We start from the raw sequence: 22,934 nt of genomic DNA, 5'->3' as shown, positions 1-22,934 counted from the left end.
GTCAACCTCCTTCACCGGGATCGGATTTCGCCACGAAGTCGTAGGCCGCCATCGGACCGAGCAACGAGAACTCGACCCTGTTCTCCCACTCCCGGCCCAGTTCCTGCAGAGCCTGTTCGAGGTCGTCCTGCCGCTCGAGTTCGACGAGGACGGCGATGTGCACGGCGTCCTGCTCGTGCGTGGGCTGCCGCTCGTTGACCATCGGTTCGAGCGACGACAGGGCCTCGACCGTGCGACGGGTGTCCTCGGCGCGCTTGGCCTCGATCGTCGCATTGATGATCTCTCCGAGCGCCATCCGCGCATCGCGGGTCGCATCCTCGGACTGCCCGCGGAGCTGTTCCCGCAACTGCGCCGCCTCGGAGTTCTCCTCGAGGATCTCCTGCAGGATCGTCTTCTCGACGTAGCGCCCCTTCACGACGTACTGTGCGAGACCTTCGAGTTGGTCGAGGGCCGAGGCGAGTTCGTCCTCGTTCCCCTCGAGCAGTTCCGCGGCCACCGCATCCCGATCGGTGAGGACCGCCCCGAATCTCAACGGGAGCACGGGGGCGACCGTCACGGTCCCGTCGAGCAACTCGGCGTGCGCCTTGAGATCGTCCGGTGTGCCGAGGGCGCGATCGGTGGGGATCTCGCTCACCAGTGCGGCGACGCGACCGGATCTGACCACCGACACCTCGGCCGGCGGATTACCCACCCCTTCCGCATGATCCTCCGGCTCCACATCCGACGGGACGATCCCGTAGACGTAGACCGCAGTGGTCGTGGCGGTTTCGTCGTTGTCGCCCTGCTCGGGCCGTTCGGTCTGTCCGGTCGACATCAGTCCTCACCCCTGCGAGATCGTCGAGCGGGCTCGCGCTGCTCCTGGACGTCCCCGAGGAACTCGCTGACCTTCTCCCCCGCAGCCTCGAGTGCTCCCTTCGTCTTGTGTTTGGAACCGCCCGAAGTGATGTCGCCGACGAGATCCGGAAGACCCTTCGGCTCGTTGTCGGAGATCTCGAGCCGGTTCACCGCCTCCGCGAAACGCAGGTAGGTGTCGACACTGGCCACGACGACGCGGGCGTCGATGGTGAGCAGTTCGATACCGACGAGCGAGACACGCACGAACGCGTCGATGACGAGGCCCTTGTCGAGGATCGTGTCGATGACGTCGGCGAGGCCGGACGAATTGGGACGGGCCATACCGCCCCCGCCGCCTCCACCGCCGCCGCCCCCTGCAGGTTGGATGGTCATGACCGGGATCCTCTCGAGCGGGCCGAGCGCGTACCGGTGGCCTTCGTCGCGCGGGTCCGCTTCGCGGGCGCGCGTTTCCGAGGCGGTTCGGGCTCGTCCTCTTCGTCGTCGGGTTCTTCGCCGGAGGTCTCGTCCTCCTCGGTCTCGTCCTCCTCTTCGGGATACTCGTCCTCGAGATCCTCCTCGTCCTCGGGCGACTCCTCGTCGCTTGCGTCTTCGGGCGACTCCTCCTCGTACTCGTCCTCGGACGGTTCACCCTCCTCGAAATCCTCGTCCTCGTCGCGGATCTCGTCCTCGTCGCCGGAGGTGTCGGTCACCCCCTCCTCGCCGTTCTCGCGGGCGTCCTCCTGTTCGCGCTCCTCTTCCTCCTGACGCGCGGTCTCGTCGTCCTTGACGACCTCGCTCTCGCGGATCTCGCCATGCCAGCCGACGATGTCATCGGGATGCAGGATGGCCTCGGTCATGGCGTAGCGCCGGAAGTGCTTCAGCTCCAGGCGTGACCGGCGCCCGACCGCCCGCCACAGATTCGCGGTGCGCTCGAACAGACCCCGGGGGTGGTACTCGAGGACCATGAGGATCCGGGTGAGATCGGGTGTGAGTTCGTGGAAGGTCACCGCACCGTCGATGTAGCCCTTGCCGCCCTTGGAACGCCACACGATCCGTTCGAACGGCACCTGTTCGAGGATCGTGGACTCCCAGTTCCGGCGCGACCAGAACACCTTGCCGGTCCAGTGGAGCTTCTCGTCCTCGACCTGTTCGACCTGCTCGACCTTCTTCATGAACTTCGGCCAGTCGGCAAACTGGGTCCACAGGTCGTAGGCGAGGTCGATCGGCACGCCCACGTCGATGCTCTCGACGATGTTGGTGAGCTTGAGCTTCTTACCGCCCCCACCCTTGCCTCCACCACCACCGGTGACGGACTCCTTGACGTCCTGGAACTTGTCCTTCGCGGTGTTCTTCAGGTTCTCGAATCCCGAACTTGCCGCCGCCTTCAACGGCGACTCGCCCTGAGCGAGCTTGTCGACACCGGTGAGCGCACTGGCCAGGTTCCCGCCCTTGCCCTCGGAGTAATCCTGTAATCGTCCCGCCGTGCCGGTGACCCTGTCGGACAGGCTCGACAACGCGTTCTGGGCGACCGTCCCCGCGAGGCCCTGCAACGACTGCTGCAGTCCACCGGTCAGTCCGCCCGTGGCCTTCCCCGCCGTGTCCGTGGCGGTGCGACCGGCCTCACCGGCGGTATCGGTAGCGGTCTTCCCGGCCTTGCCCACCGCGTCGGTGACTCCGCCCGCGACGCCCTTCGACCTGGCCATCGTCCTCACCGTCCCGTTCGGCGGACCGGGGCGCGGCCGGACGACGAGCCACTGCTGCGCGCCGCGCGCTTACGCGGCTTGGCCGGTGCCTCGTCCGAATCGTCCGAGTCCTCGCTGTCGGATGCCTTCTTGCTGCGGGATGTTCGCGGACGGGAGGACGCGCGGGTGGTGCGGCGTCGGGGTGCGGGGCGCTCGGGTTCGGTGTCCGACTCCTCCTCGGCGCCCTCGTCGTCGCCCGTCTCGTCCTGCGCGGCGTCGCTCTCGTCGGCCTCGTACTCCGGTTCCTCGTCGCGCTCGTCGTACTCGTCCTCGTACTCGGCGTCCTCGGGTTCGTCCTCCGATCGCTCGCCGCCACCGCTCGCGCGGGACTGCAGACGTTCGTTGAGGGCGTCGATCCGGTTGCTGGCCGCGGTCACGGCAGCGGCCCGCGCCGCGTTCATGAGTTCTCCGCGAACGGATTCGGTGATCTTGTTGATCTCGGGAGACGAGCCGAGCATCGAGGCGCTGCGCTGCAGGAGTTCCTGGGGGTTGCTGGGCAGTTTGCCGGTCATGCCGGCACCGGCGAGCATCATGGCCAACCGCATCTTCTTGGTTCGGCCGAGGAAATATCCGATGCCCACACCGAGGGCGACTCGTGCTCCGGGTTTCATCACCGTTCTCCTTCGTATGCCGCGCGTCGTGTGGCGTGTTCGGAAGGGGCTTGGAGGTCTCGGTACGCAACCGACGCGTGTCTTTGTGTGATGCAAACCACAGTAAGTCACTCGAGACCTTGGTTCGCATGCTTCGTCGGCACGCGGATCCCGGAGCGAACGGCGGGCCCGGAAAGACCAATCAGTATGTTATGCAGCAGGATACGAGCATTGCTGCAGATCCGGCTCGGTCGTCGGCGGCGATGCCAAAGAAAGGTTCTCGAGCCGGTAAGGGTTTCGGAAACCGGAGACTATCGACGGGGATGTGCCGGGGTAGCGATCCCGGTCGCCTGCAACGCGAATGCTGCTTCCGGACCGATGATTTCGCCGACCAGGGCGAGAAACCGTTCGACGAAGGCCGGCCCGTGGGCACCCTCGGTGGCGTCGTCGGGATCGTGCGGATCGAGGTGGTGCGCGAGTTCGTGCAACACCACCATCTCGCGGAACGCCCACGCCGTGTTCGCCCGATGCTCGGGAAGGGCGATGGTCGCGCAGTCGCGTTCGTAGTGTGCGGCCGCGTTGCCGGCCCGCGCCCGCACGCGCACCGGCACGGCGGCGCGCTCCCACCGGGCGCGTACCCAGTCGAGGGCGAGCACGGCGTCGATGTACTCCTGGACCGAGGCGATGGAGGCGAACCGTCTCTCGACCGGGAGCGTGACGTGGGAGCCGGCGACCTCCACGGTCCGCAACCCGCGCTCGTCGGCGCGGTCGAGCATCTTCCGTACGATCGACTCCGCTTCGTACACAGCGGTTCTGCGGGTATCGCGCACCTTGCTCACCGTTCCAGCCTCCTCGGAGCCGACGGCAGTTCGGGTGCCGTTCCCAGTCGTGCCGCCCGTCCGGCACGGTCGCCCGCGCGCCGGGCATCGGCCGAGCGCGCCGACGGTGCGCGGTTGCCCCGCCAACTGCCCCGTGCCTCCGACGTACTGCGGTAGAAGTCCTGGAGCTCCAGACTCTTCCCACGCAACACCAACGCCGTACCGGGCGCGGATGTTTCCACCTCGCGTTCGATCTCCTGCTTCGCCTCGGTCAGCCGGGCGCCGATCCGGGCGGCGAACGCCGACTGGAAGTTCAGCCGGGCCGTCACCGCGGCGACGGGCTTGCGCACGCGTGTGTGCACACGGCGACCGCCGCGTTCCTCGACGACGGTGCGCACCGTGGTCTCGTTCCGGTAGGTGCCCTCGCGCAGATACGCGTCGGACGCCCGCACCATCTGCACGAGCAGAGAGGAGTACAGCGCCTCGCACACGTCGATGTCGTCGGCGAAGCCGTAGGCGTAGATGACGGTGGAGTTCGCGGTGATGTCGCACTGCACGTCGTTGGCCGCCGCGATCGCGATGAACAACTGGGCGTAGGTGCGCAGTCCCTTCTTCCCCGTCTCACCGATGGTGATCAGTCGCTGCACGGGAGTCGCGCGACGTTCCTTCGCCGCCGTGTGGCTGCGCGCGACCGCCAGATCGATCGAGGAGGACGTCGCGAGCCGCTGTGCCGCGGCGAGGAAGGCGTCGGCCTCGTGAGGGTTGTCGGTGGACTCCGCCTGGCGGAGCAACCCACCGATACGGCTCAACATCTTGTCCGAACTCACCCAGCGAGCGTAGAGCCTGGCACCGACTCCGCCCGCGAGACCGGGAACACGCACGAAATTCCTGCGAAACCACCCGCGACCCACCAAGATCGTGCAGATGGACACTGCGGTCGATTTCGTCACCGATATCAACGACACGTTCTGGTATGCGGTGATCGCACTGCTCATCGGTTCAGGTCTGTACTACACGTTCCGGTCCCGGTTCATCCAGATCCGGCTCCTGCCCGACATGCTGCGCTCCGTCGTGGAGAAACCCGAGAAACTACCCAACGGGGAACCGGGCCTGTCCGCATTCCGGGCCTTCTCCGTCTCGGCCGCCTCCCGCGTGGGAACGGGCAACGTCGCCGGTGTCGCGATCGCGATCAGCCTCGGTGGTCCCGGAGCGGTGTTCTGGATGTGGGCCATGGCCCTGATCGGTGCGGCGACCGCCTTCCTCGAGTCCACTCTCGCCCAGCTGTACAAGGTGCGCGACGAGGACGGCACCTTCCGCGGCGGCCCCGCCTACTACATGCAGTACGGGCTGCGGAAACGCTGGATGGGCATGATCTTCGCGGTCATCATCACCATCACCTACGGTTTCGTGTTCAACGCGGTGCAGACCAACTCGGTCGTCGATGCGGTGTCGGGTTCCATCGGGGAGAAGACCACGGCCCTCCAGGTGATCGTGGGCCTGGTCGTCGCCCTCCTCGTCGGCGTGGTGATCTTCGGTGGGATCCGCCGCATCTCCGGCGTCTCCCAGGTCGTCGTGCCGGTCCTGGCGTTCGTCTACCTGGTCATCGGCATCATCGTCGTGATCCTCAACATCGGTGAGGTCCCGACCGTCTTCCGGCTCATCGTCGAGAACGCCTTCGGTCTCGAGGAGATCGTCGGTGGTGGTTTCGGCGCCGCCTTCATGAACGGCATCCGACGAGGGCTCTTCTCGAACGAGGCCGGTATGGGCTCCGCCCCCAACGCCGGTGCCGCCGCCGCCGTCTCCCACCCGGTCAAGCAGGGCCTGGTCCAGAGCCTCGGCGTCTACTTCGACACCCTGCTGGTCTGTTCGATCACGGCCTTCATCATCCTGCTGTCGGAGCCCGAGTTCGGCAGCGGTCTCGAGGGCGCCGCCCTGACGCAGAATGCGCTCGCGCTGCAGCTCGGCGACTGGACGGTGCACTTCCTCGCCGTGCTGATCTTCTTCCTCGCGTTCACCTCGATGATCGGCAATTACTACTACAGCGAATCCAACATGGAGTTCCTCACCGGATCGCGCCGCATCCTGCCCTACCTCCGGTCGGCGGTCGTGCTGTGCGTCTTCCTCGGGGCCATCGGATCGCTGCCGCTGGTGTGGGCCCTGGCCGACCTCGCCATGGGAGTCATGGCCATCGTCAACCTCATCGCCCTGATCCCGCTGTCGGGTATCGCCTACGCCCTGTTCCACCACTACAGCGCGCAGCGCAAGCAGGGCCGTGATCCGGTCTTCCACGCCGGTGACGTCCCGGGCGTCCGGGGGATCCAGGTCTGGAACGACGACGACATCACGCCGGTCGAGAACCGATCGAGCGACGCACGGTAGATTCCCCTACCGCACGAGCGTGTTCCGCTTCGGAAAGGATCTGCGAGATGGCGTCGGTGACCTTCGACAAGGCCACGTGCCTGTTCCCCGGCTCGACTACGCCCGCGGTCGACGCGCTCGACCTTGAGATCGAGGACGGCGAATTCCTCGTCCTGGTCGGGCCGTCGGGCTGCGGCAAGTCGACCTCGCTGCGCATGCTCGCCGGCCTCGAGGAGGTGCACAGCGGGCGCATCCTCATCGGTGACCAGGACGTCACCGGGCAGGATCCGAAGGAACGCGACATCGCGATGGTGTTCCAGAACTACGCCCTCTACCCGCACATGTCGGTCGCGGAGAACATGGGCTTCGCGCTGAAGCTGGCCAAGACACCGAAGAACGAGATCCGTGAGCGGGTCGTCGAGGTCGCGAAGATGCTCGACCTCGAACAGTTCCTCGACCGCAAGCCCAAGGCACTGTCCGGCGGCCAGCGTCAGCGCGTCGCGATGGGCCGCGCCATCGTCCGCCAGCCGCAGGTCTTCCTCATGGACGAGCCGCTGTCGAACCTCGACGCCAAGCTCCGCGTGCAGACCCGCACGCAGATCGCGCAGTTGCAGCGCCGCCTCGGCACCACCACCGTCTACGTCACCCACGACCAGGTCGAGGCGATGACGATGGGCGACCGCGTCGCGGTGCTCGAGAAGGGCATCCTGCAGCAGTGCGCATCGCCGCGTGTGCTCTACAATCGGCCCGCGAACGTCTTCGTCGCCGGCTTCATGGGCTCGCCCGCGATGAACCTCTTCCGCCTCCCGGTCTTCGACCGCGGCGCGATGATCGGCGACATCCACGTACCGGTGCCGCGCGACGTGCTCGGTCAGGTCACCGAGAAGGAGGTCGTGCTCGGTATCCGGCCCGAACACCTCGAGATCTCGAACGAGGGTCTGGCCATGGACGTCGACGTGGTCGAGGAGCTCGGCTCGGAGGCCTACGTCTACGGCCGGGCCGATGTCGGCGGGATCGTGCAGCAGATCGTCGCGCGCAGCGACTGGCGCAATCCTCCGCAGAAGGGCGACCGGCTGTACCTGCGCTTCGACCCCGAGCACGTGCACGTCTTCGGGACGTCCGACGGGAAGCGGATCGGCTGACGATCGTTCCCGTGATCGGTCGGTGCACTCGACACTCGACCGATTCAGGATGGGCGGAATGCCGACTTTTACCGGTGCTGCGTGCCACAGTAGTGGCCGGTGTCGGTGCACCAGGGTCACCGACGTGTGTTTTTCGACCTCGAATGGGGAGTTGTTGATGGTTCTGAATACGAAGGCGATGCGGAGGGCTGCGATCGCCGCTACGGCCGCGACCGCGCTCGTTCTCGCCGGCTGCTCGTCGGACGACGGTGGCGACGACACCTCGAGCGGCAGCGAGGGTACCGCTGCGTCCGCCGAGGGCCGCGGCCCGATCACGATCGTCGAGGGGCAGGATCCCCTGAACACGGCACTCGAGAGCATCATCGCCGACTGGAACGCCGAGCATCCCGACGAGCAGGTGACGTTCAAGCCGCTGGCCAAGGAGGCCAACGACCAGTACGACGACATCGCTCAGCGCATGCAGGCCAAGAGCGACGAGTACGACCTCATCGCCGTCGACGTCACCAACACCGCGGAGTTCGCCGCGAACGGCTGGCTGCTCCCCCTCGAGGGCGACCTGGAGATCGACACCGAGGGCGTGCTGCCCGCGACCGTCGAGTCGGGCACCTACAACGGCACCCTGTACGCCGCCCCGAAGAACACGAACGGCGCGTTCCTCTACTACCGCACCGACCTCGTCGACGAGGCGCCCGCGACCTGGGACGACCTGAAGGCCGAGTGCCCGAAGGCCGAGGAGGCGGGTATCGCCTGCTACATCGGTCAGTTCAAGAACTACGAAGGCCTGACGGTCAACGTCACCGAGATCGTCAACGCCTTCGGTGGCTCCTTCGTCGCCGAGGACGGCCTGACCCCGGCCATCGACGACAAGACGGCCGAGGGCCTGCAGTTCATCGTCGACAACTTCGAGGACGGCATCATCCCGGCCGCCGCGCAGACCTACACCGAGGGCGAGTCGCAGACCGCCTTCGGCAACGGCGAGGCACTGTTCCTGCGCACGTGGCCCGGCTTCTACACCGACGGTGAGACCTCGTCGGTCGCCGGCAACTACGGCATCGCCGTCCTGCCCGGCATCGACGGCCCCGGCGTCTCGACGCTCGGCGGCTACAACGTCGGCATCAGCGCGTTCTCGGATGCTCCCGCCACCGCGCGTGACTTCCTCGAGTTCATGCAGACCCGCCAGTCGCAGATGTACTACGCGGAAGCGGGCGGCGCCCCGGTTCTCGCCGAGGTCTACGACGACGCCTCCATCCTCGAGCAGTACCCCTACTTCTCGACGCTGAAGGAGGTCCTCGAGGCCGCCAAGCCGCGTCCGGCGTCGCCGTACTACTCGGCCGTGTCGAAGGCGATCTCCGACAACGCCTACGCTGCGATCCGTGGCGAGAAGACCGTCCAGCAGGCGCTGGACGACACCAAGGCCGGCATCGAGACCGCCGGCAACTGATGCTCTAGGAGCAGTACATGGCTGACCCGCAGGTCGACAATCCCGCGGATCCGCCACACGCCCCCGCGGTCGGGACCGTCCCCGGTCCCGACCGCGGACGTGTCGGCGGACGTCACCGCGTGCCCGCGCCTCCCGCCGCGGCGGTGGAGACGCGGCGCAAGGTCCCGGTATGGATGTTCGTCGCACCGTCGATGCTCGTCCTGGCCGTGATCATCCTGTACCCGCTCGGACGAGCGGTGTGGATGTCGCTGCACGGTGACTCGAAGCGACTCGATCCCGAGACGGGCCGGTTCGTCACCGGTGGTTTCGTGGGGATCGAGAACTACACGCGCTGGATCACCCAGACCTGCAATACCGCCACCGGTTCGATTCCGTGCCCCCCGGGCACCCTCGGCTCCCAGTTCTGGCAGTCGATCTTCAACACCTTTTTCTTCACCGTCGTCACGGTCTCGCTCGAGACGGTGATCGGTTTCGCGATGGCGGTCGTGATGGCCAAGTCGTTCCGGGGCCGCGGCCTGCTGCGCGCCTCGGTGCTGGTGCCGTGGGCGATCCCCACCGCCGTCACCGCCAAGCTGTGGTTCTTCATCTTCGCCAACGACGGTGCCGCCAACAAACTGCTCGGCACCGACTACCTGTGGACCGCCGATCCGTGGCCGGCGCGCTTCGCGATCATCGTCGCCGACGTGTGGAAGACGGCGCCGTTCATGGCGCTGCTCATCCTCGCCGGCCTGCAGATGATCCCGCAGGACGTCTACGAGGCCGCGAAGGTCGACGGCGCGAACGCCTGGCAGCGATTCAAGATGATCACGCTGCCGCTGGTGAAGCCCGCCCTCATGGTGGCGATCCTGTTCCGCACCATGGACGCGCTGCGCATGTACGACCTGCCCGCGATCATGATGGGGTCGAATCCCGCGACGTCCACGATCTCGGTGCTCGTCGTCGACCAGATGCGTCAGGGCTCGAACTCCGCGTCGGCCCTGTCGACGATCACCTTCCTGCTCATCTTCGCCGTCGCCTTCGTGCTGGTGCGGTTCCTCGGCGCCAACGCGGTGAGTACGCAGGAGAAGCAGCGTAAGGGGGAGGTCGTATGACCGTCACCACCGAGATTCCCCGGATCCAGCCGGAGCCCGAGCCCACGCCGGTGCAGTCCCGCAAGGTGCCGTTCAAGCGCAGGATGAGCACGGTCGGCACCTACGTGGGTGTCGCGCTGATCGTCGTGTGGGGCCTGGCTCCCTGTTACTGGATGATCGTCACCGCCCTGCGCGACCCGTCGGAGACGTTCAGCACGACCCTGTGGCCGTCGAACCCGACGCTGCAGAACTTCGCCGACGCGCTCGACCCCGACGCCAAGGTCAACTTCTCGCGGGCGCTGCTCAACAGCGTCATCATCGCCGGTGCCACCACGGCGGTCGCGCTGCTGCTCGGCGTGTTCACCGCCTACGCGCTGTCGCGGTTCGAGTTCCGCGGCAAGTACTTCGTCACCGGCCTCATCCTCGGCGCGTCGATGTTCCCGGTCGTCGCGCTCGTGACGCCGCTGTTCCAGTTGTTCACCGACATCGGCTGGATCGGCAAGTACCAGGCGCTGATCATCCCGAACATCTCGTTCGTGCTGCCGCTGACCGTCTACACGCTCACCTCGTTCTTCTCCGAGCTGCCGTGGGAACTCGAGGAGGCCGCCCGGATGGACGGTGCGACGCGCGGGCAGGCGTTCCGCCTGGTCATGCTGCCGCTCGCGGCACCCGCGTTGTTCACCACGGCGATCCTCGCCTTCATCGCGACCGTCAACGAGTACCTGCTGATGTCGCAGCTGTCGAGCGAGAGCACGGCCCCGGTGACGGTCGCGATGGCACGGTTCACCGGTACCGACCCGTACGTCACCCCGTACGCGTCGATCATGGCCGGCGGCACGCTCGTCATGGTGCCGCTCGTGGTGATGGTGCTGATCTTCCAGCGACGCATCATCTCGGGTCTGACCGCGGGTGGCGTCAAGTCGTGAGGAAGGTTCCGCGCCGGAACCGACTCGAGATGCTGCTCGGCCTGCTCACGGTGTTCACGGTGATGGCCGTGATCTCCGCCGTCGCCGAGCTGACGTCGCCGCAACCCGGCATCGTGCCGTCCCTCGTGCTGCTCGCATTCGTCGTGATGTGGGGGTTCGCGTTCCGCGCGTGGCGCCGATCGGAATGACGCGATCGGAATGACGCCGATCGGATCGACGCCGATCGGATCGACTCTGTCGTGACGTGAGAAGGAGCACCGAAGCGGTGTTCCGGAGGCGTCCTGCGGTCGTTTCCGTACCATACGGTGGGCGGGAGACCCTCCCGTCCGGATTACCGGTACCGAGAAAGTGGAACGAGTGACGAGCCCCAAAAGGTCGACATCCTCGCGCGCCGCCGCGGCCGCAGCGAAGAAGCGAAGGGGACGCATCGTTCGCTACGCCGTACTCGTCGCGTTCGTTCTCGCCGTGCTCGTACCGCTCGGAATCTTCGCCTCCGCCTACTACTCGGCGAAGGTGCCGACCCCGGCGGACATGAAGACGAACCAGCTCGCGAGGATCTACGCGTCCGACGACGCCACCGAGATCACGCGGGTCGTCCCGCCGGAGGGCAACCGTCTCGAGGTCGGTATCGCGCAGATCCCCGAGCACGTCCGCAACGCCGTGCTGTCGGCGGAGGACCGCAACTTCTACAGCAATCCCGGTTTCTCGATCACCGGTTTCGCGCGCGCGGCCCGCGACAACGTCATGGGCAAGGACACCGCCGGCGGTGGGTCCACGATCACCCAGCAGTACGTCAAGAACGTGCTCGTCGGCGCCGATCGCACGCTCGAACGCAAGATGCGCGAGCTCGTCATCTCCACCAAGATGGCGCGACAGTGGTCGAAGGACGAGATCCTCGAGGCGTATCTCAACACCATCTACTTCGGTCGCGGCGCCTACGGCATCGGCGCGGCGTCGCAGGCGTACTTCGGCAAGCCCGTCGAGGAACTGTCGGTCTCCGAGGGCGCTGTCCTGGCCGGGGTGATCCAGACGCCGTCGTCGCTCGACCCCGAGTACAACCTGCCGGCCATCGAGGAGCGCTGGAACTACGTGCTCGACGGCATGGTCGAGATGGACGTCCTCGACCCCTCCGAGCGGTCGGAGCAGGTGTTCCCCCCGACGGTGCCGTCGGACACCCTTGTATTGGCCACCGAGGCGACGGGTCCGGAAGGACACATCCGTACGCAAGTGCTGCGCGAGCTGTCCGCGGCGGGGATCAGCGAACAGGACCTCAACACCGAGGGCCTGCGCATCACCACCACCATCGATCTGAAGGCCCAGCAGGCGGCGATCGACGCCGCCCGGTCCACGCTGTCCGGCGAGCCCGGGGAGCTGCGCACCGCGGTGGTCTCGGTCGATCCCCGCTCCGGTGCCGTGCGCGCCTATTACGGCGGTGAGGACGGCGCCGGCTTCGACTTCGCGCAGGCACCCGTCCAGACCGGGTCGGCGTTCAAGGTGTTCGGCCTGCTCGCCGCACTCGACGACGGGATCGGCCTCAACGCGCGCTTCGACAGCTCCCCGCTCACGGTGGGCAACATCCGCATCGGCAACGTCGAGGGCGAGTCGTGTGGACGCTGCACGATCGCCGAGGCACTCAAGCGGTCGCTGAACACGAGCTTCTATCGGCTCATGATGTCCATGTCGAACGGCCCGCAGAAGATCGCCGACGCCGCGCACGCAGCAGGAATCCCGCTGACGATCCCCGGCGTCGAGGGGCAGACGCTGAGCGAGAACGGCGGTCCTCCGGAGGGCGGCATCGTCCTCGGCCAGTACCAGGCACGTGTCATCGACATGGCCTCCGCCTACGCGACGATCGCCGCGTCCGGTGTCTTCCACGAGCCGTACTTCGTGCAGAAGGTCGTCACGGCCGACGGTGTCGTGCTCCTCGATCGACCGGCGTCCCCCGGCGAGCAGCGCTTCGATGCCGCGGTCGCCGACAACGCGACCCAGGCCATGATGCCGATCGCCGCCTACTCGCGCGGGCATGCGCTCGCCGGTGGCCGGCCGTCGGCGTCGAAGACCGGTACCACGCAGCTCGGTGACACCGGGCTGAACAAGGACGCCTGGATGGTCGGGTACACGCCGTCGCTGTCGACGGCCGTGTGGATGGGCACCCCCGACGCCGGGCCGATCACCAACAGCTGGGGTGGGTCGATCTACGGTTCCGGACTGCCGTCGGACATCTGGAAGGGAACGATGGACGGCGCGCTCGAGGGCACACCCGTCGAAAGCTTCCCGTGGCCGGCACCGATCGGTGGTCAGGCGGGTGTCCCGAAGGACGCCGGTATCGAGACCACCACCACTGCCCCGCCGCCGACCTTCCAGCTGCCCGACCTGTCGAACCTGCCGCCGATCACGATTCCGGCGCCGCCGGTCGACCTGCCGGTCCAGGTGCCCTCGCAGATCGAGGTGTTCCCCGGCGTGACGATCCAGATCCCCGGCTTGTAGAGGGGGAGTCCACTCGTTCGTCGAGGGGGAGGTTGTGTGCGTTCTCCCGACCGGGGACGCACACAACCTCCCCTTCGTCGTCGACGACGTGATTCGTCTACGGCCCGGTCAGCACCGTCGGCAGCAGGGCGGCCGAATAGTCGACGATCTCGTCGATGCTCGGCGTGCCTTCGTGGAACCGGTCGATCGCCAGCGACTCGACGAGTGCCCACCACGCCCGCAGCCGCATGCGGGTGACGGGGGTGTCGTCGCAGCCCAGCGCCGCGACGACCCGCTCGACCATGGTGTCGCGCATCGAGTCGTGGATGTCGCGGATCTGGGGATCCGAGCCGACGCCGCTGTGGAAGAACGCCTGGTAGTTGTCACCGTGACGGTCGATGAACGACACGAACGGCTGCAGCACCGCCCGGAGCGGATCCTGCTCGTCCGGATCGGGATCCGCCGCGCGGAGCAACCGGCGTGACGCGGCGCCGACGACGGCGACGTAGAAGTCCTGCTTCGTGGGGAAGTAGCGGAACAGCAGGCCGCGGGAGATGCCGGCGATCTCGGCGACGCGGTCGATCGACAGAGCGTGGATCGGGCGCGTCGACAGTTCCTGCAGCCCGATCGCCACGAGTTGCCGTCGACGTTCCTCGGGCGGCAGACGACGCCGTCCCTTGGGAGCCTCTTGTCGCGGGGTGCTCACACCGATAGCCTAACTGAGCATCGCTCAGTTACGACCGCCCGACCGGGCAGATTCCCGGTCGAACTCGACGGAAGGCACCCGATGGATTTCGCACAGTCCGAGCGCAGTCGCGACTATCTCGAACGCCTCCGAGCGTTCATCGCCGCAGAGGTCACGCCCGTCGAACAGCGACTGCGGGCCGAGCGACGCACCACCGGAGAGGGACGACGCGACATCGACGCCGCCGAGAGGTGGGCCGTCTCCCCCGAATTCCGCGAGCTGCAGCGCAAGGCCCGCGCCGAAGGCCTGTGGAACCTCTTCCTGCCCGACGCCGAACTCGGTGCCGGACTGTCGAACGTCGAATACGCCCCGCTCGCCGAGGAGATGGGCCGCTCGCAGTTCGCCTCCGCGGTGTTCAACTGCGACGCCCCCGACACCGGCAACATGGAGGTCCTCTACCACTACGGCAGCGAGGCGCAGAAGGAACAGTGGCTGCGTCCCCTCCTCGACGGCGAGATCCGTTCGGCCTTCTGCATGACCGAACCCGAGGTCGCGTCGTCGGACGCGACGAACATGGCCGCGACCGCCGTGGTCGAGGGCGACGAGATCGTGCTCAACGGCCGCAAGTGGTGGAGCACCGGCGTCGGCCATCCCGACTGCAAGGTGCTCATCTTCATGGGCCTCACCGATCCGGAAGCCCACAAGTACCAGCGACATTCGATGGTCCTCGTGCCCTTCGACACCCCGGGTGTCGAGGTCGAACGCATGCTCCCCACCATGGGCTTCTTCGACGAGCCCAGCGGCCACGGTGAGGTGTCCTTCACCGACGTCCGGCTGCCGCTCGACGCCGTCATCGCCGGTCCCGGACGAGGATTCGAGATCGCGCAGGGCCGCCTCGGTCCCGGTCGTATCCACCACTGCATGCGCCTCGTCGGGCTGGCCGAGCACACCCTCGAACTCGCGTGCCGCCGTGGTCTCGAGCGCACCGCCTTCGGCAAGCCGATCATCAACCTCGGCGGCAACCGCGAACGCATCGCCGACGCCCGCATCGCGATCAACCAGCTGCGACTGCTCGTCCTGCATGCGGCCTGGCTGCTCGACACGCAGGGACTCGCAGGGGCGCGCTCGGCGGTCTCGGAGATCAAGGTCGTCGCACCGCGCGTCACCCAGCAGATCGTCGATTTCGCCATCCAGATCCACGGCGGCGGTGGGCTTTCCGACGACTTCCCGCTCGCCGGGGCGTGGACGGCGGCGCGAGCACTACGTCTCGCCGACGGGCCCGACGAGGTGCACCAGGGGCTCGTCGCCCGGTTCGAACTCGGCAAGTACGCGTGAGAGGGATTTTTCGACGATGACCACACTTCCCGACAACGCCCGCACCGTTCGCGACGAGGACGCCTTCGACGTCGGCGCGGTCGCGGCCTGGCTCACCGAGAACGCCGGCATCACAGGGGTGCCGGAGGTTCGCCAGTTCTCCGGCGGCGCATCCAATCTGACCTACCTGCTGCGCTATCCGGATCGTGATCTCGTGCTGCGCCGCCCACCGGCCGGGGCGAAGCCGTCGTCGGGGCACGACATGGCACGCGAATACCGCATCCAGTCGATGCTCGCGCCGGTCTACCCGTACGTGCCCACCATGGTCGGTCTGTGCACCGATCACAGCGTGCTCGGCAGCGACTTCTACGTCATGGACCGGGTTCCCGGCACCATCCTGCGCACGAATCCGCCCACGAAGCTCGACCTCTCTGAAGCGGACACCCGCACCCTGTGCCTGCGCATCGTCGACCTGCTCGTCGAACTGCACGGCATCGATCCGGAGTCCGCCGGACTGTCCGAGCTGGGTCGCGGATCCGGTTACGTCGCACGGCAGGTCGCGGGCTGGACGTCGCGCTATGCCAAGGCCCGCACCGACAACGTCCCCGACTTCGCCCGCGTCACCGAGTGGCTGGCGGCGCGGCAACCGCAGGACGTCGCGCAGACCGTGATCCACGGCGACTTCCGGCTCGACAACATCGTGCTCGACGAGAACGATCCGCTGAAGCCGGTCGCGGTACTCGACTGGGAGCTGGCCACCATCGGCGACCCCCTGATGGACCTCGGCTCCTCGCTCGCCTACTGGGTCCAGGCGGACGACGACGACATGCTGCTGCTGACGAAGCGGCAACCGTCCGATCTCCCCGGCATGCTCACCCGGCAGGAGATCGTCGAATACTATTCCGAGCGAACCGGACTGCCGGTGGACGGCTGGGGATTCTACGAGGTGTTCGGACTGTTCCGCCTCGCCGTGATCGCCCAGCAGATCTACTACCGCTACCACCACGGCCACACCACCAATCCGGCCTTCAAGGACTTTTGGATAGTGGTCGGCTACCTCGAATCCCGTTGCAGTGCATTGATCGATCGATACGAGAAGGAGAGCCGATGAGCCGCCCGCAGCGACGGAACATCCTCATCACCGGTGCGAGTTCCGGGCTCGGTGCCGGTATGGCGCGTGAATTCGCCGCGCGAGGAAGGAATCTGGCGCTCGCCGCACGCCGCGTCGAACGACTGGAGGAGCTGCGGGCCGAACTGCTCGCCGCACACCCGGGTATCACCGTGAGCGTGCGTGCCCTCGATGTGAACGAGCACGACGACGTGTTCACCGTCTTCCGCGAGTTCGACGAGGAACTCGGTGGTCTCGACCGGGTGATCGTCAACGCCGGCCTCGGCAAGGGACAACCCCTCGGTACCGGCTACTTCCGCGCGAACGTCCAGACCGCGAACACCAACTTCCTCGGTGCACTGGCGCAGAGCGAAGCGGCCCTCGAGCTCATGCGACCCCGGGGACGCGGGCACGTCGTGCTCATCTCGTCCATGAGCGCGTTGCGGGGCATGCCGCGCAACCTGACGACCTACGCCGCGTCGAAGGCCGCCGTCGCCTCGCTCGGTGAAGGGATGCGAGCCGATCTGGCGGACACCGACATCTCGGTGAGCACGATCTTCCCCGGCTACATCCGGTCGGAGATCAACGAGAAGGTGAAGAAGGTCCCGTTCATCGTCGACACCGAAACAGGTTGTCGCGCACTGGCGGCTGCGATCGAGAAGGAACCGTCCAAGGCGTACGTTCCGGGCTGGCCGTGGATTCCGCTCGGCTACGCGATGAAGGTGCTGCCGCTGTCGGTGATCCGGAAGATGGCGTAGGCAGGGTCCGGAACCCGTTCAACAGGAACGACGAAGGCCGCATCCCGGTGAGGGATGCGGCCTTCGTCGGAAATACTGCCGAAGAACGACTTACGCGTCGGCTCCGATGATGAACGCCTCGAGCTCGGTACGAGCCTTGTCGTCGGCCATCTGGACCGGCGGGGACTTCATCAGGTATGCCGAAGCCGGGAGGATCGGGCCGCCGATGCCGCGGTCCTTGGCGATCTTCGCCGCGCGGATGGCGTCGATGATGATGCCGGCCGAGTTCGGGGAGTCCCAGACCTCGAGCTTGTACTCGAGGTTCAGCGGAGCGTCGCCGAACGCGCGACCCTCGAGGCGGACGTACGCCCACTTGCGGTCGTCGAGCCACTGCACGTAGTCGGAGGGGCCGATGTGCACGTCGCGGTCGTGGACCTTGCCGGCGAGGGGGCCGTTGAGGTTCGACGTGACGGCCTGGGTCTTGGAGACCTTCTTCGACTCCAGACGCTCGCGCTCGAGCATGTTCTTGAAGTCCATGTTGCCGCCGACGTTGAGCTGGTACGTGCGGTCGAGCACGACACCGCGGTCCTCGAACAGCTTCGCCATCACGCGGTGGGTGATGGTGGCGCCGACCTGCGACTTGATGTCGTCGCCGACGATCGGGACACCGGCGTCGGTGAACTTCTGCGCCCACTCGGGGTCGGAGGCGATGAACACGGGGAGAGCGTTGACGAAGGCGACGCCCGCGTCGATGGCGCACTGCGCGTAGAACTTGTCTGCCTCTTCGGAACCCACGGGGAGGTAGGAGACGAGAACGTCGACCTCGGCGTCCTTGAGCGCCTGAACCACGTCGACGGGCTCGGCGTCGGACAGCTCGATGGTCTCGGAGTAGTACTTGCCGATGCCGTCGAGCGTGTGACCGCGCTGGACGGGCACACCGAGCGGCGGCACGTCGGCGATCTTGATTGTGTTGTTCTCGCTCGCGAGGATCGCCTCGGACAGGTCGAAGCCGACCTTCTTGGCATCCACGTCGAACGCGGCGACGAACTGGACGTCGCGCACGTGGTAGGAACCGAATTCGACGTGCATCAGGCCGGGGACGGTGGTCTCGGCGTCCGCATCCTTGTAGTACTCGACGCCCTGGACCAGGGAAGAGGCACAGTTCCCCACGCCCACAATGGCCACGCGCACCGCGGTGCTGTTCTCACCCATGGTCGGGTTCTCCTTCTTTGTTGCGTGCTGCTGACGACTGCTCGGCGGCGATGAGTTCGTTGAGCCAGCGCACCTCGCGCTCGCTGGACTCGAGGCCGAGCTGATGGAGCTGACGGGTGTAACGATCGAGTGTGCCGCTGGCCCGTCCGATCGCATCGCGGAGCGCTTCTCTGCGCTCCTCGACCTGGCGGCGCCTGCCTTCGAGAATTCGCATCCGCGCTTCGGCGGGAGTGCGACCGAAGAAGGCGAGGTGCACGCCGAATCCGTCATCGGTGTAGTTCTGCGGTCCCGTGTCGGCGACCAGCTCGGTGAAGCGTTCTCGACCCTTCGGGGTGAGCTGATAGACGCGGCGGGCACGTCGTTTCACGGGACCGGGAATTCCCGGATCCTCTTCGATGAGGCCGTCCGCCTGCATTCTCCGCAGAGTCGGATAGAGCGACCCGTAGGAGAAGGCGCGGAAGGCTCCGAGGAGCCCGGTCAGACGCTTGCGCAGCTCGTAGCCGTGCATGGGCGATTCGAGGAGGAGCCCGAGTATCGCCAGTTCCAGCACGGGTCACCTCCTGTTTCCGTTCGAACCAACCGATTGATACGACACAGAACTATATCGCGCCGATATATACGACGATACGCCCCACACGATTCGTGTCACGTCGGGTCGCACACGGGCACCCTTCTCCGGGCCCGATCGGAAATACGTCGGTACCGCTTCGACCACCCGTCTTCGATGTCCGGTGGGCCACTCCGCGCCCAACGCCGCACAGCCCGCACGTACTCTGGAAGCCGTGCGAATTCAGCGGCAGGTGGTGGACTACGCGTTGCAGCGACGCTCGCTGCTCGCCGAGGTCTACTCGGGGCGGCGCGGAGTCAGCGAGGTCTGCGACGCGAGCCCCTATCTGCTGCGGGCGGCGAAGTTTCACGGACGGGGCAGCGATGTGATGTGCCCCATCTGCCGTAAGGAGCAGTTGACCCTCGTCTCGTGGGTCTTCGGCGACAAACTCGGTCCGGTGTCCGGGTCGGCGCGCACTCCCGAAGAGTTGGTGCGTCTGGCCGCCAGCCAGGAAGAATTCTCGGTTCACGTGGTCGAGGTGTGCCGTACCTGTAGCTGGAATCACCTGGTGCAGTCGTACGTCCTGGGATCGCAACCCGCCCCCAAGAGCCCGCGTCGCCGGTCGACGGGATCGAGCCGTCGTACCGCCAGCGAGTGAAGGGGTACCGGCAACGTGCCCGTACGCTTTCTCGTGGAGTTCGCTCCTGGGTCCGACCCGCACGACCTGATCGTCGCGTCGTCCGCTGCGCACATCGTCGATCGGCTGCCGTCCGCCGGCATCGCCGATCGGCCGTTCGTGGAGCAGTGTCGAGGCCGCGGCGTGATGCGTCGCGAGAACAGTTGGAGATGAGTACGTGAGTTCCCCCGACAACGAACCCGAGGACAACAAGGCCGTTCCGCCCCAGCGCGGCGGTCCCGACGGACCGCAGCCCGGGCAGCAACGTCCCGGTCCTCCTGCCGGTGCCGGTCAGGGACAGCCCGGTCCGGGACAGCAGCGCCCTGCCCCGGGACCGGTGCAGGGTCGTCCGTTGCCGCCGCAACCGCGACCGCAGGGTCAACCGGGAGCACAGGGTCGACCGGGAGTTCAGGGTCAGCCGGGTCGACCGGGCGGACAGCCCGGCCCCGCAGGTCAGCAGCCGCCGCGCCCCGGCGGCCGTCCGCCGTACCCGCCCCAGGGTCCCGGTCAGGGGCAGCGTCCTCAGATCCCCGGTCAGGGGCAGCGTCCTCCGGCTTCCGGTCAGGGGCAGCGTCCCCAGGGTCCGGCTCAGGGGCCGGGTCCCCAGCAGGGTCGGCCGGGACAGCCGTACCCGCCGCGCGGACCGGTGCCTGCCCCGGGCGCGAACCAGCCGCGCAACCCCGATCAGCCGATGCCGCCGCGTCCCGGCACGTTGCCGCCCGGCGCGGTGCCTCCCGTCCAGCGCACGCCGCAGGCCGATCCGACCGTTGCCATGCGTCCCGGAGCGGATGCCCCGACGCAGCGGGTTTCCGCTGCGATGGGTGCGAGCACCGCAGGAAGTGCGAGTGCTGCGAACGATGCACCCACGACGCGCGTCGCCGGCGGCCCGCCCGCAGGCGGACCTCCCACCGTTCCGCCCGGTGGAGGTTCGGGTGGCGGCGCCGGAGGCGGAAAGGGTGGCGGCAAGAGCAACCGCTGGCGCACGATCCGTCGGATCGGTTACGTCGTGGTCGCCGCCGGCATCCTCGTCCCGATCCTCACGTTCATGCTGGCGTACATCGTCCAGGACGTGCCGCGCCCCGGTGAGCTGCAGACGAACCAGGCCGCGACCATCTTCAACTCCGACGGCGAGGGCGTCATCACGAAGGTGATCCCGCCGGAGGGCAACCGCAGCGAGGTCGAACTCGACGCGATTCCCGTGCACGTCCGCAACGCCGTGCTCGCCGCCGAGGACCGCGACTTCTACAGCAATCCGGGCTTCTCGGTCACCGGTTTCGCGCGTGCCGCCCGCGACAACGTGCTCGGCCGAGACAGCGCCGGTGGTGGTTCGACCATCACCCAGCAGTACGTGAAGGTCGCTGTCGTCGGTTCCGAGCGGACGTTGACGCGAAAGCTCAAGGAGCTGGTGCTGTCGACGAAGATGGCGAACCAGTGGGCCAAGGACGACATCCTCGCGGCCTATCTCAACACCATCTACTTCGGTCGCGGTGCCTACGGCATCGCTGCCGCGTCGAATGCGTACTTCGGCAAGCCCGTCGGTGAGCTCACCGTCGAGGAAGGCGCCGTGCTCGCGTCGTCGATCCAGCTGCCGTCGCTGCTCGATCCCGAGCAGAACCCCGAGGGCGCGGAGGCGCGCTGGAATTACGTGCTCGACGGCATGGTCGCCGCCGGCACGCTCGATGCGGCCGAGCGGGCGGGCATGAAGTACCCGGCCTACGTGCCGATCGCGGAGCTCGACAACGGCGACCAGTCGTCCGGCCCCGAAGGCCTGATCAAGAACCAGGTGCTGGCCGAGCTGTCCCGCGAGGGCATCGACGAGAACCTCCTCAACACGGCCGGTCTGCAGATCACCACGACGATCGACGCGCAGGCCCAGCAGTCGGCGGTCGAGGCGGCGCAGAGCAATCTCGAGGGTGAACCCGAGGAGTTGCGTACCGCGGTGGTGTCGGTCGATCCCCGGTCGGGGGCGATCCGCGCCTACTACGGCGGTGAGAGCGGTGTCGGTTACGACTTCGCCCAGTCCGGTCTGCAGACGGGTTCGTCGTTCAAGGTGTTCGGCCTGGCTGCCAACCTCGACCAGGGTGTGCCGTTGTCGAAGACCTACGACAGCGGTCCGCTGACGGTCAACGGCATCAAGATCGGCAACGTCGAGGGCGAGTCGTGCGGGCAGTGCACCATCGCCGAAGCACTCAAGCGGTCTTTGAACACGAGCTTCTACCGGATGATGCTCGAGATGGACAACGGTCCGCAGGCCATCGCCGACATGGCGCACAAGCTGGGTATCGCGAAGGAACTGCCGGGCATCGGTGAGACGCTCACCGAGCCGGGTGGCATCGGTCCCAACTACGGCATCGTGCTGGGCCAGTACCAGTCGCGTGTGCTCGACATGGCCTCGGCGTATGCGACGCTCGCGGCGTCCGGCCGTCATCACGAGCCGTACTTCGTGCAGAAGGTCGTGACGTCCGACGGTGAGGTTCTCCTCGACCGCGGCACCCCTGCGGGTGAGCAGGTCGTCGATGCGGCGGTGGCCGACAACACCACCTCCGCGATGATCCCGATCGCCGCGTATTCGAACGGTCACGCCCTGGCCGGCGGCCGCCCGTCCGCTGCGAAGACCGGTACCGCCCAGCTCGGCGACACCGGCTCCAACAAGGACGCGTGGATGGTCGGTTACACCCCGTCGCTGGCGACGGCGGTGTGGGTCGGCACCGAGGAGGGCCTGCCCCTCGAGAACAGCTGGGGCGGCATGATCTACGGCTCGGGTATCCCGTCGGACATCTGGAAGGACACGATGGACGGCGCTCTCGAGGGCACCGAGGTCGAGTCGTTCCCGAAGCCGGAGCCGATCGCCGGTGTGTCCGGCGTGCCGGCGTGGACCGCGACGACGACGGCTCCGGCCACCCGTGAGGAGACCACCACCTCGCGTGTCGTGCCGAGCCTTCCCGAGGTTCCGGAGATCACCACGCAGAACGTGGAGATCTTCCCCGGCGTCACGATTCCTGTCCCGGGTGTCGCCCCGCAGACGACCACCCAGAACGCGCCCACCCGTCCCGGTCCCGGTGGTCAGCAGGATGAGAGCGGGGACACCGGTGGCGGAACCGGCGGCGGTGGTACCGGTGACGACTCCGACGAGGGTGGATCGCCTCCGCAGAACCGCATCCCGGGGCTCGAGAGCCCCGCGATCCCGGGCGCGCAGGGAGGCGGATTCCAGGGCGCGCAGGGCGGTAGCCCTCAGGGCGCGTTCGAATACGCTCCGGCCGGGTAGCCT

Annotated in this window: 22 protein-coding genes; 13 read left to right on the top strand and 9 right to left on the bottom strand. The window is 67.2% G+C overall.

Going from position 1 to position 22,934, the window contains the following annotated elements:
• Window position 1 precedes the first annotated feature (1 nt).
• The 6 genes from CKW34_RS23960 to CKW34_RS23935 all read right to left on the bottom strand — a co-directional run bounded on the left by CKW34_RS23960 (window position 2) and on the right by CKW34_RS23935 (window position 4,811).
• Window positions 2–814 carry a GvpL/GvpF family gas vesicle protein gene (locus tag CKW34_RS23960; protein ID WP_059381898.1) on the bottom strand — a complete coding sequence of 271 codons (813 nt, stop codon included), beginning with the start codon at window positions 812–814 and terminating at the stop codon, window positions 2–4.
• Window positions 814–1,227 carry a gas vesicle protein GvpJ gene (gene gvpJ, locus CKW34_RS23955; RefSeq protein WP_059381897.1) on the bottom strand — a complete coding sequence of 138 codons (414 nt, stop codon included), beginning with the start codon at window positions 1,225–1,227 and terminating at the stop codon, window positions 814–816. The genes CKW34_RS23960 and gvpJ overlap by 1 nt, the downstream gene beginning before the upstream one ends.
• A complete protein-coding gene (locus tag CKW34_RS23950; RefSeq protein WP_059381896.1) occupies window positions 1,224–2,537 on the bottom strand; it encodes an SRPBCC family protein in 1,314 nt (437 codons plus the stop codon). The genes gvpJ and CKW34_RS23950 overlap by 4 nt, the downstream gene beginning before the upstream one ends.
• Window positions 2,538–2,542: 5 nt before the next feature.
• The gene (locus tag CKW34_RS23945; protein ID WP_059381895.1) at window positions 2,543–3,187 is read right to left on the bottom strand and encodes a hypothetical protein; all 645 of its coding nucleotides are present in this window, start codon (window positions 3,185–3,187) and stop codon (window positions 2,543–2,545) included.
• A 290-nt stretch (window positions 3,188–3,477) separates the two neighbouring features.
• Window positions 3,478–4,005 carry a TIGR04338 family metallohydrolase gene (locus CKW34_RS23940; protein ID WP_059381894.1) on the bottom strand — a complete coding sequence of 176 codons (528 nt, stop codon included), beginning with the start codon at window positions 4,003–4,005 and terminating at the stop codon, window positions 3,478–3,480.
• Complete coding sequence (locus CKW34_RS23935) at window positions 4,002–4,811, bottom strand: DUF2786 domain-containing protein (RefSeq protein ID WP_059381979.1); 810 nt, start codon at window positions 4,809–4,811, stop codon at window positions 4,002–4,004. Before CKW34_RS23935 ends, CKW34_RS23940 begins: the two co-directional genes overlap by 4 nt.
• Window positions 4,812–4,908: 97 nt before the next feature.
• On the opposite strand from CKW34_RS23935, the gene CKW34_RS23930 reads away from it, so the two are divergent.
• The 7 genes from CKW34_RS23930 (at window position 4,909) to CKW34_RS23900 (ending at window position 13,408) form a co-directional block, all read left to right on the top strand.
• A complete protein-coding gene (locus tag CKW34_RS23930; protein ID WP_059381893.1) occupies window positions 4,909–6,363 on the top strand; it encodes an alanine/glycine:cation symporter family protein in 1,455 nt (484 codons plus the stop codon).
• Between the two features lie 47 nt (window positions 6,364–6,410).
• Entirely contained in the window at window positions 6,411–7,484 is a 1,074-nt protein-coding gene (locus CKW34_RS23925) for an ABC transporter ATP-binding protein (RefSeq protein WP_059381892.1), read from the top strand.
• A 157-nt stretch (window positions 7,485–7,641) separates the two neighbouring features.
• Window positions 7,642–8,925, top strand: a complete 1,284-nt coding sequence (locus tag CKW34_RS23920; RefSeq protein WP_059381891.1) for an ABC transporter substrate-binding protein — start codon at window positions 7,642–7,644, stop codon at window positions 8,923–8,925.
• Between the two features lie 17 nt (window positions 8,926–8,942).
• Window positions 8,943–10,016 (top strand): carbohydrate ABC transporter permease, encoded by a 1,074-nt coding sequence (locus CKW34_RS23915; RefSeq protein ID WP_059381890.1) that lies wholly within the window; start codon window positions 8,943–8,945, stop codon window positions 10,014–10,016.
• 83 nt (window positions 10,017–10,099) lie between these two features.
• Window positions 10,100–10,921: a carbohydrate ABC transporter permease gene (locus CKW34_RS23910; protein WP_059381978.1), complete on the top strand. Its 822-nt coding sequence runs from the start codon at window positions 10,100–10,102 to the stop codon at window positions 10,919–10,921.
• Entirely contained in the window at window positions 10,918–11,109 is a 192-nt protein-coding gene (locus CKW34_RS23905; protein ID WP_059381889.1) for a hypothetical protein, read from the top strand. The genes CKW34_RS23910 and CKW34_RS23905 overlap by 4 nt, the downstream gene beginning before the upstream one ends.
• Window positions 11,110–11,278: 169 nt before the next feature.
• Complete coding sequence (locus CKW34_RS23900) at window positions 11,279–13,408, top strand: transglycosylase domain-containing protein (RefSeq protein WP_059381888.1); 2,130 nt, start codon at window positions 11,279–11,281, stop codon at window positions 13,406–13,408.
• 97 nt (window positions 13,409–13,505) lie between these two features.
• Here the strand turns inward: CKW34_RS23900 and CKW34_RS23895 are convergent, their stop codons facing one another.
• Window positions 13,506–14,093 (bottom strand): TetR/AcrR family transcriptional regulator, encoded by a 588-nt coding sequence (locus CKW34_RS23895; RefSeq protein ID WP_059381887.1) that lies wholly within the window; start codon window positions 14,091–14,093, stop codon window positions 13,506–13,508.
• Between the two features lie 81 nt (window positions 14,094–14,174).
• Here CKW34_RS23895 and CKW34_RS23890 point away from each other — a divergent pair, with 81 nt between their 5' ends.
• The 3 genes from CKW34_RS23890 to CKW34_RS23880 are packed head-to-tail and all read left to right on the top strand — an operon-like array spanning window position 14,175 to window position 17,252.
• Window positions 14,175–15,407 (top strand): acyl-CoA dehydrogenase family protein, encoded by a 1,233-nt coding sequence (locus CKW34_RS23890; protein ID WP_059381886.1) that lies wholly within the window; start codon window positions 14,175–14,177, stop codon window positions 15,405–15,407.
• A gap of 16 nt (window positions 15,408–15,423) precedes the next feature.
• Window positions 15,424–16,497 (top strand): phosphotransferase family protein, encoded by a 1,074-nt coding sequence (locus CKW34_RS23885; protein ID WP_059381885.1) that lies wholly within the window; start codon window positions 15,424–15,426, stop codon window positions 16,495–16,497.
• Window positions 16,494–17,252, top strand: a complete 759-nt coding sequence (locus CKW34_RS23880) for an SDR family oxidoreductase (RefSeq protein ID WP_059381884.1) — start codon at window positions 16,494–16,496, stop codon at window positions 17,250–17,252. The genes CKW34_RS23885 and CKW34_RS23880 overlap by 4 nt, the downstream gene beginning before the upstream one ends.
• A gap of 90 nt (window positions 17,253–17,342) precedes the next feature.
• On the opposite strand, the gene CKW34_RS23875 is transcribed toward CKW34_RS23880, so the two are convergent.
• Window positions 17,343–18,443: an inositol-3-phosphate synthase gene (locus CKW34_RS23875; RefSeq protein WP_059381883.1), complete on the bottom strand. Its 1,101-nt coding sequence runs from the start codon at window positions 18,441–18,443 to the stop codon at window positions 17,343–17,345.
• Entirely contained in the window at window positions 18,436–18,993 is a 558-nt protein-coding gene (locus CKW34_RS23870; protein WP_006550821.1) for a PadR family transcriptional regulator, read from the bottom strand. The genes CKW34_RS23875 and CKW34_RS23870 overlap by 8 nt, the downstream gene beginning before the upstream one ends.
• A 253-nt stretch (window positions 18,994–19,246) precedes the next feature.
• Between CKW34_RS23870 and CKW34_RS23865 the strand changes: the two genes are divergently transcribed.
• The 3 genes from CKW34_RS23865 to CKW34_RS23860 all read left to right on the top strand — a co-directional run bounded on the left by CKW34_RS23865 (window position 19,247) and on the right by CKW34_RS23860 (window position 22,931).
• Entirely contained in the window at window positions 19,247–19,648 is a 402-nt protein-coding gene (locus CKW34_RS23865; RefSeq protein WP_006550820.1) for a DUF5318 family protein, read from the top strand.
• 33 nt (window positions 19,649–19,681) lie between these two features.
• A complete protein-coding gene (locus CKW34_RS24410; RefSeq protein WP_155418938.1) occupies window positions 19,682–19,840 on the top strand; it encodes a hypothetical protein in 159 nt (52 codons plus the stop codon).
• 517 nt (window positions 19,841–20,357) lie between these two features.
• Window positions 20,358–22,931, top strand: a complete 2,574-nt coding sequence (locus tag CKW34_RS23860; RefSeq protein ID WP_059381882.1) for a transglycosylase domain-containing protein — start codon at window positions 20,358–20,360, stop codon at window positions 22,929–22,931.
• The last annotated feature ends 3 nt before the right edge of the window (window positions 22,932–22,934 follow it).

This window comes from Rhodococcus rhodochrous (genome assembly GCF_900187265.1).
Classification (GTDB): domain Bacteria; phylum Actinomycetota; class Actinomycetes; order Mycobacteriales; family Mycobacteriaceae; genus Rhodococcus; species Rhodococcus rhodochrous.
Note: the sequence above shows the minus strand (reverse complement) of the source record. Positions and strands in the feature narration are given on the sequence as shown.

What these genes read in the sequence shown, in the direction of transcription:
- CKW34_RS23960 (WP_059381898.1), bottom strand. Translation starts at nt 814, where the DNA reads ATGTCGACCGGACAGACCGAACGGCCCGAGCAGGGCGACAACGACGAA.
- gvpJ (WP_059381897.1), bottom strand. Translation starts at nt 1,227, where the DNA reads ATGACCATCCAACCTGCAGGGGGCGGCGGCGGTGGAGGCGGCGGGGGC.
- CKW34_RS23950 (WP_059381896.1), bottom strand. Translation starts at nt 2,537, where the DNA reads ATGGCCAGGTCGAAGGGCGTCGCGGGCGGAGTCACCGACGCGGTGGGC.
- CKW34_RS23945 (WP_059381895.1), bottom strand. Translation starts at nt 3,187, where the DNA reads ATGAAACCCGGAGCACGAGTCGCCCTCGGTGTGGGCATCGGATATTTC.
- CKW34_RS23930 (WP_059381893.1), top strand. Translation starts at nt 4,909, where the DNA reads ATGGACACTGCGGTCGATTTCGTCACCGATATCAACGACACGTTCTGG.
- CKW34_RS23925 (WP_059381892.1), top strand. Translation starts at nt 6,411, where the DNA reads ATGGCGTCGGTGACCTTCGACAAGGCCACGTGCCTGTTCCCCGGCTCG.
- CKW34_RS23920 (WP_059381891.1), top strand. Translation starts at nt 7,642, where the DNA reads ATGGTTCTGAATACGAAGGCGATGCGGAGGGCTGCGATCGCCGCTACG.
- CKW34_RS23915 (WP_059381890.1), top strand. Translation starts at nt 8,943, where the DNA reads ATGGCTGACCCGCAGGTCGACAATCCCGCGGATCCGCCACACGCCCCC.
- CKW34_RS23910 (WP_059381978.1), top strand. Translation starts at nt 10,100, where the DNA reads ATGAGCACGGTCGGCACCTACGTGGGTGTCGCGCTGATCGTCGTGTGG.
- CKW34_RS23890 (WP_059381886.1), top strand. Translation starts at nt 14,175, where the DNA reads ATGGATTTCGCACAGTCCGAGCGCAGTCGCGACTATCTCGAACGCCTC.
- CKW34_RS23885 (WP_059381885.1), top strand. Translation starts at nt 15,424, where the DNA reads ATGACCACACTTCCCGACAACGCCCGCACCGTTCGCGACGAGGACGCC.
- CKW34_RS23880 (WP_059381884.1), top strand. Translation starts at nt 16,494, where the DNA reads ATGAGCCGCCCGCAGCGACGGAACATCCTCATCACCGGTGCGAGTTCC.
- CKW34_RS23875 (WP_059381883.1), bottom strand. Translation starts at nt 18,443, where the DNA reads ATGGGTGAGAACAGCACCGCGGTGCGCGTGGCCATTGTGGGCGTGGGG.
- CKW34_RS23860 (WP_059381882.1), top strand. Translation starts at nt 20,358, where the DNA reads ATGCCGCCGCGTCCCGGCACGTTGCCGCCCGGCGCGGTGCCTCCCGTC.